The 14,413-nt window shown below is 70.0% G+C and carries 12 protein-coding genes; 5 read left to right on the plus strand and 7 right to left on the minus strand.

What is annotated here, in order from left to right:
- Positions 1–495 (minus strand): ABC transporter ATP-binding protein (locus tag R6V09_RS12170; RefSeq protein ID WP_317881407.1); only part of this gene is annotated, 495 nt, incomplete at its 3' end.
- A 166-nt stretch (positions 496–661) separates the two neighbouring features.
- Between R6V09_RS12170 and R6V09_RS12175 the strand changes: the two genes are divergently transcribed.
- From R6V09_RS12175 to R6V09_RS12190, 4 genes are read left to right on the plus strand one after another with little or no spacing between them, the layout of a single operon-like run.
- Positions 662–1,342: an ABC transporter permease gene (locus R6V09_RS12175; protein ID WP_317881408.1), complete on the plus strand. Its 681-nt coding sequence runs from the start codon at positions 662–664 to the stop codon at positions 1,340–1,342.
- Positions 1,339–2,010 carry an ABC transporter permease gene (locus R6V09_RS12180; RefSeq protein ID WP_317881409.1) on the plus strand — a complete coding sequence of 224 codons (672 nt, stop codon included), beginning with the start codon at positions 1,339–1,341 and terminating at the stop codon, positions 2,008–2,010. The genes R6V09_RS12175 and R6V09_RS12180 overlap by 4 nt, the downstream gene beginning before the upstream one ends.
- Positions 2,007–2,945 (plus strand): ABC transporter substrate-binding protein, encoded by a 939-nt coding sequence (locus R6V09_RS12185; protein WP_317881410.1) that lies wholly within the window; start codon positions 2,007–2,009, stop codon positions 2,943–2,945. Before R6V09_RS12180 ends, R6V09_RS12185 begins: the two co-directional genes overlap by 4 nt.
- Before the next feature lie 40 nt (positions 2,946–2,985).
- Complete coding sequence (locus R6V09_RS12190) at positions 2,986–3,564, plus strand: hypothetical protein (RefSeq protein WP_317881411.1); 579 nt, start codon at positions 2,986–2,988, stop codon at positions 3,562–3,564.
- Positions 3,565–3,579: 15 nt separating this feature from the next.
- Here R6V09_RS12190 and R6V09_RS12195 read toward each other — a convergent pair whose 3' ends face one another.
- The gene (locus tag R6V09_RS12195) at positions 3,580–4,734 is read right to left on the minus strand and encodes a betaine/proline/choline family ABC transporter ATP-binding protein (protein WP_317881412.1); all 1,155 of its coding nucleotides are present in this window, start codon (positions 4,732–4,734) and stop codon (positions 3,580–3,582) included.
- A gap of 201 nt (positions 4,735–4,935) precedes the next feature.
- On the opposite strand from R6V09_RS12195, the gene R6V09_RS12200 reads away from it, so the two are divergent.
- Positions 4,936–7,935, plus strand: a complete 3,000-nt coding sequence (locus R6V09_RS12200) for a family 78 glycoside hydrolase catalytic domain (protein WP_317881413.1) — start codon at positions 4,936–4,938, stop codon at positions 7,933–7,935.
- Here the strand turns inward: R6V09_RS12200 and R6V09_RS12205 are convergent.
- The 5 genes from R6V09_RS12205 to R6V09_RS12225 form a co-directional block, all read right to left on the minus strand.
- Positions 7,908–8,576, minus strand: a complete 669-nt coding sequence (locus R6V09_RS12205) for a LutC/YkgG family protein (RefSeq protein ID WP_317881414.1) — start codon at positions 8,574–8,576, stop codon at positions 7,908–7,910. The genes R6V09_RS12200 and R6V09_RS12205 overlap by 28 nt on opposite strands.
- Positions 8,573–10,060, minus strand: a complete 1,488-nt coding sequence (locus tag R6V09_RS12210; RefSeq protein ID WP_317881415.1) for a LutB/LldF family L-lactate oxidation iron-sulfur protein — start codon at positions 10,058–10,060, stop codon at positions 8,573–8,575. The genes R6V09_RS12205 and R6V09_RS12210 overlap by 4 nt, the downstream gene beginning before the upstream one ends.
- Positions 10,057–10,824 (minus strand): (Fe-S)-binding protein, encoded by a 768-nt coding sequence (locus R6V09_RS12215; protein ID WP_317881416.1) that lies wholly within the window; start codon positions 10,822–10,824, stop codon positions 10,057–10,059. The genes R6V09_RS12210 and R6V09_RS12215 overlap by 4 nt, the downstream gene beginning before the upstream one ends.
- Positions 10,825–10,897: 73 nt before the next feature.
- Positions 10,898–12,349, minus strand: a complete 1,452-nt coding sequence (locus R6V09_RS12220) for a rhamnulokinase (RefSeq protein WP_317881429.1) — start codon at positions 12,347–12,349, stop codon at positions 10,898–10,900.
- Between the two features lie 8 nt (positions 12,350–12,357).
- Complete coding sequence (locus tag R6V09_RS12225) at positions 12,358–14,397, minus strand: bifunctional aldolase/short-chain dehydrogenase (RefSeq protein ID WP_317881417.1); 2,040 nt, start codon at positions 14,395–14,397, stop codon at positions 12,358–12,360.
- Between the last annotated feature and the right edge of the window lie 16 nt (positions 14,398–14,413).

The following is a 14,413-nucleotide window of genomic DNA, read 5'->3' on the forward strand; positions in this document are numbered from 1 at the left end:
CGCGACCCGCTGCCGCTGACCGCCCGAGAGCTGGTCGGGGCGGTGGCCGAGCCGGTCGCCGAGACCGACCGCGGTCAGCACCTCCCGGGCCCGCTCACGGTCGACGCGCCGGCCGGCCAGCTTCAGCGGCAGCACGGTGTTCTGCGCCACGGTGAGCGTGTCGAGGAGGTTGTACTGCTGGAACACGAACCCGATCCGCCCGCGCCGGAACCGCGTCAGCTCGGCCTCGCTCCCGCCCGTCAGCTCCGCACCGTCGACCATCACGATCCCGCTGTCCGGCCGGTCAAGACCCGCCGCGCACTGCAACAGCGTCGACTTGCCGGACCCCGAAGGCCCCATCACCGCCGTGAAGGTGCCGCGCTCCAGACTCAGCGTGACCCCGTCCAGAGCGGTCACCGCACTGTCGTCATGGCCGTAGGTCCTACTGACCTTGACCAGCCGCAGCGCCTCGGCGGCGGGTCCCTTGTCGTGCGTCCGTCGTGCGGTGCGAAACATCGCCATCACCCTCCGTGCGGCACGCCCTGTGCCTCGTCCACGACGCTACGGAGAGGGCGGGCGGCGCACATTGGGCGCAGAACCCCTATCCAGGGGTGTACTCAGCCCCACCCCGTACGGGTCACCAGAACGAGCCGCCCCACGGCCCACCCGATGCAATGGTGACGTGACCGCGCCCCCGGACGACTGCCTCGCCCGCAACGAGTGGATCTGCGGCGAGTATCTGAGCACCCGCCGCCACATCCTCCTCGACGCGGTCGGCCAGCATCTCCAGCTGACCGCGATCTCGGTGCTCATCGGCCTGGCCGTCGCACTGCCCCTCGCGGTGCTGGCCCGCCGCTGGGGCTGGGCCGCGGGACCGGTCCTCGCGGTGACGACGATCCTCTACACGATCCCGTCCCTGGCGATGTTCTCCCTGCTCCTGCCCGTCTACGGCCTCTCGGCCACCCTCGTCGTCGCCGGACTGGTCCTTTACTCACTCACCCTGCTCGTCCGCAACATCCTCGCGGGCCTGCGCGCCGTACCCGAGGAGACCCGACAGGCCGCACGCGGCATGGGCTACGGCCCGATCCGCCTCCTCCTCACCGTCGAACTGCCCCTCGCGCTCCCTGCCGCGATGGCCGGCCTGCGCATCGCAACCGTCTCGGCGGTCTCGCTGGTGACGGTCGGTGCGATCGTCGGCTTCGGGGGACTCGGCAACCTCATCTACGCGGGCATGAACACCTACTTCAAGGCACAGGTGCTCACCGCGTCCGTGCTCTGCGTGGTGATCGCGATCGTCGCCGACCTGCTGCTCCTGCTCGTGCAACGGCTGATCACCCCCTGGACCAGGGCGGTACGCGGATGAACACCCTGACCGACGCCTGGCACTGGCTCACCGACTCCGCCCACTGGAGCGGCGACGACGGCATCTGGCACCGGCTCGCGCAGCACCTCGTCCTCACGGTCGTCTGCCTGGTCATCAGCTGTCTGATCGCGCTGCCGGTCGCACTCGTCCTCGGCCACCTCGGCAAGGGCGGCGTGCTCGCCGTCAACATCTCCAACATCGGCCGCGCAGTACCCACCTTCGCCGTACTGGTGCTGCTGCTCCTGACCCCGATCGGCAAGTGGGGCGAGGGACCCACGGTCGTCGCCCTCGTCCTGTTCGCCGTACCGCCCCTGCTCACCAACGCGTACGTCGGCATGCGCGAGGTCGACCGCGATGTGGTGCGGGCCGCTCGGGGCATGGGGATGACGGGCAGTCAGATGCTGTTCCGCGTCGAACTGCCGCTCTCGCTCCCGCTGTTGATGAACGGCGTACGGATCGCGGCCGTCCAACTCGTCGCCACCGCCACGATCGCCGCGCTGGCGGGCGGCGGCGGACTCGGCCGCATCATCACCGCCGGCTTCAACCTCGCCAACACGGCGCAGGTGGTCGCCGGAGCCGTCCTCGTCGCCGTGTTCGCGCTGCTCGTCGAGGCCGTCTTCGAGGTCGCCGAGCGACTGTCGCCCCGCTGGGCGAGGGGAGCGCGATGAGGCGACACCTGGTCGCGGTCGTACTGCTCCTGGCAGCCACCGGCTGCTCGACCGGACCCTCCCTGGAGAACAAGGGCGCCGTCACCGCACCACCCGGCGACAGCCACCACCTCACCATCGGCTCGGCCGGATTCACCGAGAGCGACCTGCTCGCCCAGATGTACGCGCTGCTGCTGAACCAGGCCGGCTACAAGACGTCCCTGCTCACCGTCGCCAACCGCGAACTCTACGAACCCGCCCTGGAATCAGGGCAGATCGACGTCGTGCCCGAGTACGCGGCCACCTTCGCCGACTGGCTCAACGCCAAGACCAACGGCCCCGACGCACCGGCCGTCGGCTCACCGAACCTCGCCGCCACGATGAAGGCACTGCGCCAACTCGCCACGCCACGCGGCCTGACAGTCCTCGCCCCTGGAAAGGCCGTCGACCAGAACGCCTTCGCGGTGGCGAGGTCGTACGCGCGCGAGCACCACCTGAAGACCCTCAGCGACCTCGGTGCCTCGGGACTGAAGGTACGGCTCGCGGCGGGTGACGAGTGTGTGCAACGGCCGTACTGCGAACCGGGGTTGAAGAAGACCTACAGCATCGACATCACCGCCGTCGACCCGAAGGGCGTCGGCACGACCCAGGCCAAGAGCGCGGTGCAGAACGGCCAGGACCAGATGGTGCTGACCACCACGACCGACGCCACCCTCGACGACTTCGGCCTGGTCCTCCTCACCGACGACAAGCACCTCCAGAACGCCGACTACGTCGTCCCGGTCGTCAACCGCTCCCGTGCGGGCAGCGCGGGCGTGACCAGGGCGCTGGGGAAACTCAACGGCGTCCTGACCACGGCCGACCTCGCCTCCATGAACCAACAGGTCGACAGCTGGCGGCGGTTGGCGCAGGACGTGGCGCGGACGTATCTGAAGGACAAGGGCCTGTTGAAGTGAGGTTCGGGGGATTGTCAGTGGCGCGTTGTACCTTGCGGGCATGGGTGTCTATCTGATCGATGTCGGTGCTGAGGAGTGGCTGAGTGAGGACGCGGAGGAAGGGGGGAAGGGCGCGATCGCCAAGGGGCTCAACGAGGAGTTGGCCCAGCGCGGCCTGCCGCCGTATGTGTCCGTGCCGGAGCGGGACTTCGGTTCGGCGTTCGAGGAGAAGCTGAGCCCGTCCATGTCCGGGTTCGATGCGCTGTGTCGTTCCCAACTGACGCCTGATGAACGGAAGTTGATCGGCGACTGGTCAGTACTGGTGCCGATCTCGCTCGACGAGGAGATACGGCTTCCCATCGGCTCCGCCTACACGGACGAGACGGTGATCGCGGGGGCACCCCAGGTGCTCGCCGTTGCCGAGCGGCTGGCCGCGGCTCTCGAACTGCCCGTCGAGGTACCGGAGGCGTCCGGGAACCTCGCCCTCACCTTCTGGTTCCTGGAAGGCGAGGCGGAGCAGTTCGCCGCCGCGCGGCCGGGCCGCTGGAGCGAGGACCTGGACACGGCCTTCTACGTGGCCCTGTACCTGCGCGCGGCCCAGCACTCACTGCGGCAGGGGTGCCCCATGACCTACTCCTGAGCCGCCGAGCGACCCTCACGCGTCCGCCACCGAGTCGAAGTCCACCTGCCCGCGCGGCACTCCGAGCGCGTCCGCGTCCACGGACCGCCGCAACGCCTCGTGCAGCTTCGCCGGAGTCAGCACACCGAGGAAGCGCGCCCCGTCCAGCACGGCGACCCACCCGGCGTCGTGCTGGAGCATCACACCGAACGCCTGCTTCAGCGGGGCGCCCACCGGCACCCACGCGTTCATCCGGTGCGCGAGTTCGCCGACCGTGCCGCCCGCCGTGAGTTCGTCGGCCTTGACCCACCCCTGCAGTTCACCCTGCGAGTCGAGGACCACGGCCCACCGCGCACCCTCGACCCGCAGGCGTTCGGCGGCCCGTTGTGCCGGTTCGTCGACCCGGGCGACCGGTGGCTGCTCCAGGTCGTCGGGCTCGATCGCGGTGACCGACAGCCGCTTCAGCCCCCGGTCCGCGCCCACGAACGACGCGACATACGGTGTCGCCGGCTTGCCGAGCACCGCGCCGGGGGTGTCGTACTGCTCGATCCGCCCCTGCCCGTACACGGCGATACGGTCACCGAGCCGCACCGCCTCCTCGATGTCGTGCGTGACCAGCAGCACCGTCTTGCGCACGGCGGCCTGCATCCGCAGGAACTCGTCCTGCAACTGCTCCCGCACCACGGGGTCGACGGCGCCGAACGGCTCGTCCATCAGCAGCACCGGCGGATCGGCGGCCAGCGCCCGCGCCACCCCGACCCGCTGCCGCTGACCGCCCGACAACTGCTCCGGATAGCGCGACCCGTACGTCTTCGGGTCCAGGCCCACCAGATCGAGCAGCTCGGCGGCCCGCGCCCGCGCCTTCGCCCGCTTCCAGCCGACCAGGGACGGCACGGTCGCCGTGTTGTCGAGCACCGTGCGGTGCGGGAAGAGACCCACCTGCTGGATGACGTATCCGATACGGCGACGCAGCCGCACCGGGTCGACGGAGGCGATGTCCTCGCCGTTCACGAGGATCCGGCCGGAGGTGGGCTCGATCAGCCGGTTCACCATCATCATGGTCGTCGTCTTGCCGCAGCCGGACGGGCCCACGAGCGTGACGAGTTCGCCCTCGGACACCTCGAAGGACAGCCCGTCCACCGCCGTCGTACCGTCCGGATACCGCTTGCTGACCTGCTCGAACCGGATCATGACCTCACGCTAACGGCGTCGGTCCGACACCGCCCATCAACGGGAGCCTACTGGCTGGTGACGCGCTCGCTCCGGTTTTGAAATGTTTCAAATCCAGTGCTGTCGAGGAGGTGGACACGCGCCTTTTACCGCACTATTTTCGACCATCGAGCGCACTGAACCGATACAACTCCGTCTCTCGGCGGGCCGAAGGGACAGGGCATGAACGACGCAGTCGCCGTTTCCGGCACCACCGTGTCGGGCCTCACGGTGGAGCACCGCACCGACCCGCTCGGCGTGGACGCGGAACACCCGAGGTTCGGGTGGCGCATGACGTCCGACGCGCGTGGGCGGCGTCAGACGGCGTACCGCATCCAGGTCGCCTCCTCACCCGCGCACCTGGCCGACGACCGGACCGACGTCTGGGACACCGGTCGCGTCGACTCGGCGGACTCGGTCGCGATCCGCTACGCGGGCCCTGCACTTCTCGCCTCGACCCGCTACCACTGGACGGTGACGGTGTGGGACGAGCGCGGCCGGGCCACCGCCGCCACCGCCCACTTCGAGACCGGCCTGCTCAGCACCGACGGAGCCACCGGCTGGGACGGCGCACGGTGGATCGGCATGGCCGGCAAGCGGCCGAACAGTGCCGGCGCGCCCCTCCTGCGCCGCCAGACCGCACTGACCGGCGAGCGGGTGAGCGAAGCCCGGCTGTATGTGTCCGCACTCGGCGTGTACGAGGCCCACGTCAACGGCCGACGGGTCCCGGTGCCGCACGGCGACGGCGCGGCCCACGAGTTCCTGACCCCCGGCTGGACCAACTACGAGTCCACCGTCGACTACTTCACCTACGACGTCACCGACCTGCTGACGGACCCGTCACAGGTCACCCTCGCGGCCGTGCTCGGCAACGGCTGGTACAACAGCCGCATCTCCGAGAACAGCCCCTACTACTCAGCGGACGGCAACTCCCTTGCCCTCAAGGCGAAACTCCTCGTCCGCTACACAGACGGCTCCACCCAGACGATCGTCACCGCGTCCGACGGCGACTGGCGGGCCACCGACACCGGCCCCTACCGCGCCGACGACATCTACGACGGCCAGACCTACGACGCCCGCCGGGAACTCCCGGGCTGGACGGCGAACGGCTTCGACGCCACCGCCTGGGCCGCCGTCGAGGAACACAACCACCCTTTCCCCGCAGCCCGGTTGGTCGCCCACTCCGGCGAGAGCGCCCGCCTGGTGCCGAGTTGGGACCGCGAGCCGCGCTCCGTCACCGTCTACACCGGCGTGACCGAGCAGGAGGGCAGCGCGAACGGCAGGGGCCGGATCGTCGTCGACCCCACCCGCACGGTCACCGAACCCGGCCCGGCGGCCACCGCCTCCGTCACCCTGCACCCCGGCGACACCGCCGTCTTCGACCTCGGCCAGAACCTCGTCGGTGTGCCCCGCTACACCGTGCGCGGCCCGGCGGGCGCCCAAGTCGTCTGCGAACCGGGGGAGATGCTCAACGACGACAGCGTGGGCGCCGACGGACCCGTCGGCTCCGTCTACCGTGCCAACCTGCGCACCGCCCGAGCCACCAGCACCTACATCCTCAAGGGCGACCCGGCCGGCGAGACCCACCAGGACTCGCTGACCTTCTACGGCTTCCGCCATGTCTCCGTCACCACGACCGACACCGTCACCCTCACCGGACTCACGGGCCGGGTCGCCACCTCCGCCCTCCGCGACATCGGCACCGTCACCACCGACGACACCGACGTCAACCAGCTGATCAGCAACGTCCGTTGGGGCCAGCGCGGCAACTACCTCTGGATACCCACCGACTGCCCCCAGCGCGACGAACGCCTCGGCTGGACCGGCGACACCCAGCTCTTCGCCAACACCGGCCTCTACAACACCGATTCGGTCACCTTCCTCAGCCACTTCCAGGACACCCTGATCGACTCACAGCGCCTCTACGGCGCGGACGGCGCCCAGTTCCCCTGGGTCGCCCCCGGCCACCGCTTCAGCCACCCACTCCCGGCGAGCGGCTGGGCGGACTGCGGAGTGGTCGTGCCCTGGACGGTGTGGCAGATGACCGGCGACACCACGATCATCGACCGCAGTTGGGCGGCGATGACCAAGTACGTCGACTGGATCCGGGACCGTACCGGCGACACCTGGGCCGGCCGGGGCGCGATCTTCGGCGACTGGCTCGCCTTCCAGATCACCAGCACCCAGCTCATCAGCGACGCCTACTACGGCTACAGCGCCCGCCTGATGGCCGACATGGCCCACGCCACCGGCCGCACCGCCGAGGCCTCCGCCCACGAGGAGCTGTTCACCTGCATCAAGCGGGCCTTCATCACCAAGTACCTTGCCACCGACCCCGGTTCGGGCCGGATCACCGTCCGCTCCAGCGTGGGCGACCCACCGCCGTACACACCAGGCAACAGCGCGGGCAAGACCGAGGACGACACCCAGACCGCCCTGCTCTGGATCCTCAAACTCGGCTTCTACGACACGGAGGACCAGCGCCGCCAACTGATCACCCTGCTCGCCGACAACATCGGCAACAGCGAGGCCTACAAGGCGGCCCACCCCGACAGCACCCGCGTGCAGTACGCGGAGAACACCCTCTCCGTGGGCTTCCTCGGCGTGAACGTCATCGCGCCCGTCCTCACCGACGAGGGCCGCGTCGACCTGGCGTACCGGCTCCTCCACCAGAACGCGATGCCGTCCTGGCTCTACTCGGTCGCGAACGGCGCCACCACCGTCTGGGAACGCTGGAACTCGTACTCGAAGGAGGACGGCTTCGGCCCGGTCGACATGAACTCCTTCAACCACTACTCCTACGGCGCGATCATGGAGTGGATGTACGAGAGCATGGCCGGCATCGCCAAGGACCCGGCACACCCCGGCTTCCGCCACTTCCTCCTCCGGCCGCACATCGACCCCACCGGCAGGATCACCCGCGTGACCGGATCGCATCTCTCGCCCTACGGCGAGATCGTCAGCGAATGGGCCGCGCGGGAAGGGCAGTTGACGTACCGGGCGGTCGTCCCCGCCAACAGCACGGCCACCCTGCGCATCCCCGCCGCCGACCCGGCCACCGTCCGCGAGCACGGGACACCCCTGGCCGAGACACCGGGCGTCGAGTTCCTCGGCTTCGCGGACGGCACCGCCTCCTTCGAACTCCCCTCGGGGAGCTACGAGTTGACCTCCGCGCTCGGCTGATCGCCCACCAGCACCACCTCCAGGGTGCGCGGACCGTGCACCCCCTCGACCCGGTCCAGCTCGATGTCACTCGTCGCCGACGGACCGGAGATCCAGGTCAACGGGCGGGTGGGATCAAGGCGTTGGAGAGCCTGGGGCACCGAGGAGACCACCTGGTCCGGCACCCGTACGACACAGATGTGGTGGTCGGGAACGAGCGTGATCCGACGGCGGCCCTGGTCCGGGCCGCCGTCCAGGACGATGGTGCCGGTCTCGGCGGCGGCCACCGCGCACGCCGTGACCACACTGTCGACCCGGTCCAGCTCGTGCGGGGTGTTCTCGGCCCGGTCCGCGATCTGCTCCACGTCGGCCGCGGCGAGCCAGGAAGGCTCCAGACCCGGCGGCACGACGACCGTTCCGGAACCCCGCTCGGCGAGCAACCCGGCGATCACGGCGGCCAGTTCGGCCTCCGTGCAGCGGTGCACGAGCGCCCGGTAGTCGGCCAGGTTCTCGGCGAGCAGCTCCACAGTCTCGGCGACACTCCGGTCCCCGTGCTCGCGCAGGTAGTCGCGCTGAACCGCCTGCTCGTAGGGCGTGTCGTCCTGCGGCACATCCGCGAGCGCGCGCTGCACCCGGCCCAGAATCCGTTCCCTGCTGCTCACTTGGCACCGTCCTTTCCACCGTGCGTGCGCTGCCACCAGTCGCGGAACGGCTCCGCGGGTACGGTCGGCAGATCCCGGGTACCGCTCCACGCCTTGCCGGGTCCTGGCAGCGTCCGTGGATGGAAGCGACGGGTGCGGGAGGCCAGCCGCTGGCCGGTGCGCAGGGCGCCCGGGTGGACGAACGTCCAGCGCGCCGCCCGCATGGCGGCCCGCTCGGCGGCATGCCCCTTTGCGGGCTGCAGCACGACCCTGTTCCCCTCACGGGTCACCGGCCCGCCCTCCACGACCCGCTCCCGCAGATGCACCAGCACCTCGGGGATGTCGATGGCGACCGGGCACACCTCGTAGCAGGCACCGCACAGCGACGAGGCGTACGGCAGCGAGGCGTCGATCTCGCTTGCCGTGCCCCGGAGTTGGGGGCTGAGGATCGCGCCGATCGGGCCCGGGTAGACCGAGCCGTAGGCGTGACCGCCGGCCCGCTCGTACACCGGGCAGACGTTCAGGCAGGCCGAGCAGCGGATACAGCGCAGGGCCTGGCGGCCGACCTCGTCGGCGAGGGTGTCGCTACGGCCGTTGTCGAGCAGCACCAGGTGGAAGACGCGCGGTCCGTCGCCGTCGGTCGTACCCGTCCACATGCTGGTGTACGGGTTCATGCGCTCGGCCGTCGAGGAACGGGGGAGGGTCTGCAGGAACACCTCCAGGTCCTGCCAGCTGGGCACGATCTTCTCGATGCCGACGACCGAGATCAGCGTCTCGGGGAGGGTGAGGCACATCCGGCCGTTGCCCTCGGACTCGACGACGACGAGCGTGCCGGTGTCGGCGACCATGAAGTTGGCGCCGGAGACGCCGACCTTGGCGCGCAGGAACTTCTCGCGGAGGTGGAGGCGGGCGGCCTCGGCGAGTTCGGCCGGTGTGTCGGTCAGCCCGTCCGGGGCCGGGCGGCCCCACTCGCTCATCTCGCGGGCGAAGATCTCCCGGATCTCACCGCGGTTGCGGTGGATCGCGGGGACCAGGATGTGCGAGGGCCGGTCCTTGCCCAACTGCACGATCAGCTCGGCGAGATCGGTCTCGTAGGCGCGGATGCCCTCCGCCTCCAGGGCCTCGTTGAGCCCGATCTCCTGCGTGGCCATCGACTTGACCTTTACGACCTCCGACTCGCCCGTCTCCTGGACGAGTTGAACAACGATCCGGTTGGCCTCGTCCGCGTCGGCGGCCCAGTGGACGACACCGCCGGCCGCCGTCACCGACTCCTCCAACTGGACCAGATAGCGGTCGAGATGACGGAGGGTGTGGTCCTTGATCTGCTTGCCGGCCTCGCGCAGGGCGGCCCAGTCGGACACCTCGGCGACGGCCTTGGCACGTTTGGCGCGGATCGTGTGGGTGGCGTGCCGCAGATTGCCGCGCAGGGTCTGGTTGTTGACGGCCTCGTGCGCGGCCACGGGGAAGGCCGGGAACGCGGGCATACCGACGAACGTGCCGCTCATGCGCTCGGCTCCTCTTCGCTGGAGGCTTCCGTGGCGGCCAGGATCTCGGCGATGTGGACGGGCCGCATGCCGGTGTGGAGCCGGGCCATCGTGCCGCCGATGTGCATCAGACAGGAGTTGTCCGCCGCGCACAGCACCTCCGCGCCCGTCGACTGGGCGTTGCGCACCTTGTCGGCGCCCATCGCCGCCGAGACGTCGGCGTTCTTCACGGCGAACGTCCCGCCGAATCCGCAGCACTCGTCGGCGCCGGGCAGCTCGACCAACTCCAGCCCCTTGACGGCCTGGAGGAGCCGGAGGGGCCGGTCACCGAGTCCCAGACTGCGCAGCCCGTGGCAGGTGGGGTGATAGGTCACCTTGTGCGGATAGTAGGCACCCACATCCGTCACCCCGAGCACGTCGACGAGGAACTCGGTCAGCTCGTACGTCTTCGGCACCACCGGCGCCAACGTGGCCGCGAGAGCGTCACCGCGCCCCTCCGCCCGGGCCCTTTCCCCCATCCGGGGATACAGTTCCCGCACCATCGCCCCGCACGACCCGGACGGCGTGACGATCGCCTCGTACTCCCCGAATACATCGGAGAAATGCCGGGCGAGCGGCTCGGCCTCATGGCGGTAGCCGGTGTTGTAGTGCGCCTGTCCGCAGCAGGTCTGCGCCATCGGGAAGTCGACCTCGACGCCCAGCCTGGTCAGCAGTTTCACCACGGCGCGCCCGGTGTCCGGATACAGCGTGTCGTTGACGCAAGTCAGGAACAGGGCGACACGCATCGCGGCTCCTTAGTGGTCGATCATCGGATGGGTGCAGCGTAGTCGGAGGTCACCGTCTGGGGGAGCCCCCGGCTCACCGCGAGGCGAGCCGGGCCTCCGCGGCCCGCCAGCGGGCGGTGTCGCCCTGCGGTTCGTACCGGGTCGACGGCTGGGTACGGGCGAGCAGCCCCCGCATCCCGGCCAGGTCTCCGACGAGTCCGTGGGCCCGCGCCTGTACGAGCACATTGCCGAGGGCCGCCGCCTCCGTGGGTCCCGCCACCACCGGCAACCCGCAGGCGTCGGCGGTCAGTTGGCACAGCAGCGCGTTGCGGGTACCGCCCCCGACGACGTGCACGACATCGACCGGATGATCGGCGAGCACCTGAGCGTCATTGACCGCCCGGCGGTGGGCGAGCGCGAGCGAGTCGAGGATGCAGCGCGTGATCTCGGCCCGGGACTCCGGCACCGGCTGCCCCGAGCCGCGGCACGCGTCCGCGATCCGCTCCGGCATCCGCCCCGGCGCCAGAAACGCCGCGTCACCCGCGTCCACCACCGACCGCAGCGCCGGCACCCTGGCCGCCCCGCGCAGCAACTCGCCCAACTCCGGTTCGCCCCAGGCCCGTACACACTCCTGAAGCAGCCACAGCCCCATGATGTTGCGCAGATAGCGGACCGTGCCGTCGAGCCCCAGCTCGTTGGTGAAGTTGGCGGCCCGGCTCGCCTCGGTCAGCACCGGCGAGTCCAGTTCCAGCCCGGCCAGGGACCAGGTCCCGGTACAGATATAGGCGAACCGCTCCGCCACGGCCGGAACGGCGGCGACGGCGGACGCAGTGTCGTGCGACCCCACCGCCGTCACCGGCACGGGACCCCGCAGCCCCGTCTCCTCCAACACCTCGGCCCGCAGCACGCCCGCCGGATCCCCCGGCTGCCGCAGGGGCGCGAACAGCCCGAGGTCGATGCCGAGACGCGAGGCGATGTCGTACGACCAGTCGCGCGTCCGGGGATCGACGAGTTGGGTCGTGGAGGCGTTGGTCAGCTCGGTGCCCTGCTCTCCGGTGAGCCAGTAGGACAGCAGATCGGGGATGAGCAACAGCCGCTCGGCGTGCGTCAGTTGAGCGGAGTCGCGGGCGGCCGTCAGCTGGTACACCGTATTGAACGGCGCGTACTGCAACCCGGTCGACGCGTACAACTCGCCCGCCGGGACGGTCGCCCACACCTTCTCGGCGACCCCCTCCGTGCGGGCGTCCCGATAGTGCACGGGATTGCCCAGCAGGGCCCCGTCCGCGTCGAGCAGTCCGTAGTCCACGGCCCAACTGTCGATACCGACGGAGTCGAGACGACCGTCAGTGGCCGCGCCCGCCGCCCGGAGCCCGTCGAGGACACCCGCGTACAGCCCGAGGATGTCCCAGCGCAGCCCCTCCGGAGTGCGGACGGGCCGGTTGGGAAAACGGTGGGCCTCCGCCAACTCCAGGGAGTCGGGCCCGACACGGCCGACCATGACCCGCCCACTGGACGCGCCGAGGTCGACCGCGGCATACGCCTTCACGTCGGCGCTCACCGAAGGAAGGCTGCCGCAACGCCGGCGTCGACCGGGACGTGCAGCCCGGTGGTGTGCGTCAAGTCCCCACCCGTGAGCGCGAAGACGGCGTTCGCGACATGCTCCGGCAGCACCTCCCGCTTGAGGATGGTGCGCTGGGCGTAGAACTCGCCGAGCTTCTCCTCCTCGATCCCGTAGGTCGCCGCCCGCTGCGCACCCCAGCCGCCCGCGAAGATGCCCGAGCCGCGCACGACACCGTCCGGGTTGATCCCGTTGACCCGGATCCCGTGCTCGCCCAACTCGGCGGCCAGCAACCGCACTTGGTGGGCCTGGTCGGCCTTGGTCGCCGAGTAGGCGATGTTGTTGGGACCGGCGAACACGGCGTTCTTGGACGCGATGTAGAGGATGTCGCCGCCGATCCCCTGCGCGATCATCGCCCGCGCAGCCTCACGCGAGACGAGGAAGGAACCACGGGCCATGATGTCGTGCTGCAGATCCCAGTCCCGCGCCGAAGTCTCCAACAGGGGCTTGGAGATGGAGATCCCCGCGTTGTTGACGACGAGATCGACCCCACCGAAGGCGAGCAGCGCGGCCTTGAAGGCAGCGTCGATCTGCGCCTCGTCCGTCACGTCGACGGTGACGGCGACGGCCTTGTCGGGCCCACCGAGTTCCTGGGCGACGGAGGCCGCGTTCTCGGCGTTGAGATCGGCGATCACGACGCACGCGCCCTCATCGACCAGCCGCCGCGCGATCGCCTTGCCGATCCCACTGCCGGCCCCGGTGACGAGCGCGACCCGCGTGGCGAGCGGCTTGGGCTTCGGCATCCGCTGCAACTTGGCCTCTTCCAGGGCCCAGTACTCGATGCGGAACTTCTCCGACTCCTCGATCGGCGCGTACGACGACACCGCCTCGGCCCCGCGCATCACGTTGATGGCGTTGACGTAGAACTCGCCGGCCACCCGCGCGGTCTGCTTGTCCTTGCCGAAGGAGAACATGCCCACGCCCGGGATCAGCACGATCGCCGGGTCGGCGCCACGCATCGCGGGGGAGTCGGACACGGCATGCCGCTGGTAGTAGGCGGCGTACTCCTCGCGATAGACGGCGTGCAGTTCCTTCAGCCGCGCGATCGCCTCGTCCAACGGCGCGGTGGGCGGCAGATCGAGCACCAGCGGCCTGACCTTGGTCCGCAGAAAGTGGTCGGGGCACGAGGTCCCGAGCGCGGCGAGCCGGGGATGCTCGGCCCGCGCGAGAAAATCGAGAACGACATCGGAATCGGTGAAGTGCCCCACCTGCGGCCGGTCTTGAGAGGCGACGGCACGGACGTACGGAGCAATCGCGGCGGCCCGCTCCCGTCGCTCACCGTCGCCGAGCGGACCGTACCCCTCGACGACGGGCCCGAAGGGCTCCGCCTTCCCCCGCTCGACGAGGAACGCCTCGGCAGTACGGATGATGTGCAGCGAGTTCCGCTCGCACTCCTCGGACGTCTCGCCCCACGCCGTGATCCCATGCCCCCCGAGCACACACCCGATGGCCTGCGGGTTGGCCTCCTTGACGGCCGCGATGTCCAGCCCCAGCTGGAACCCGGGCCGCCGCCACGGCACCCACACCACGGAGTCCCCGAAACACTCGGCGGTCAGCTTCTCCCCGTCGGCGGCACACGCGAGCGCGATCCCCGAGTCGGGATGCAGATGATCGACATGAGCCGCGTCCACGAGCCCGTGCATGGCGGTGTCGATTGAGGGCGCCGCACCCCCCTTGCCGTGCAGGCAGTAGTCGAACGCGGCGACCATCTCGTCCTCGCGCTCAACCCCCGGATACACATCGACAAGCGCCCGCATCCGATCGAGCCGCAACACGGCCAGCCCACCTTCGGTGAGCGTCCCGAGATCACCCCCGGACCCCTTCACCCACATCAACTCGACATCACCCCCGGTGACGGGATCGGTGTCGGTGCCCTTCGCGGACGTGTTGCCACCGGCGTAGTTGGTGTTGCGAGCATCAGCGCCAAGCCGATGAGAACGCGCGAGAAGAGCAGCAGCTTCGGGGTGCGGTGCCATGAACGTCCAGTCCTTT

Source organism: Streptomyces sp. W16 (assembly GCF_033194735.1).
GTDB lineage: Bacteria > Actinomycetota > Actinomycetes > Streptomycetales > Streptomycetaceae > Streptomyces.

Bases quoted from the DNA above. Each gene is read 5' to 3' on its own strand.
- R6V09_RS12180 (WP_317881409.1), top strand. From the start codon at position 1,339: ATGAACACCCTGACCGACGCCTGGCACTGGCTCACCGACTCCGCCCAC.
- R6V09_RS12185 (WP_317881410.1), top strand. From the start codon at position 2,007: ATGAGGCGACACCTGGTCGCGGTCGTACTGCTCCTGGCAGCCACCGGC.
- R6V09_RS12190 (WP_317881411.1), top strand. From the start codon at position 2,986: ATGGGTGTCTATCTGATCGATGTCGGTGCTGAGGAGTGGCTGAGTGAG.
- R6V09_RS12195 (WP_317881412.1), bottom strand. From the start codon at position 4,734: ATGATCCGGTTCGAGCAGGTCAGCAAGCGGTATCCGGACGGTACGACG.
- R6V09_RS12200 (WP_317881413.1), top strand. From the start codon at position 4,936: ATGAACGACGCAGTCGCCGTTTCCGGCACCACCGTGTCGGGCCTCACG.
- R6V09_RS12210 (WP_317881415.1), bottom strand. From the start codon at position 10,060: ATGAGCGGCACGTTCGTCGGTATGCCCGCGTTCCCGGCCTTCCCCGTG.
- R6V09_RS12215 (WP_317881416.1), bottom strand. From the start codon at position 10,824: ATGCGTGTCGCCCTGTTCCTGACTTGCGTCAACGACACGCTGTATCCG.
- R6V09_RS12225 (WP_317881417.1), bottom strand. From the start codon at position 14,397: ATGGCACCGCACCCCGAAGCTGCTGCTCTTCTCGCGCGTTCTCATCGG.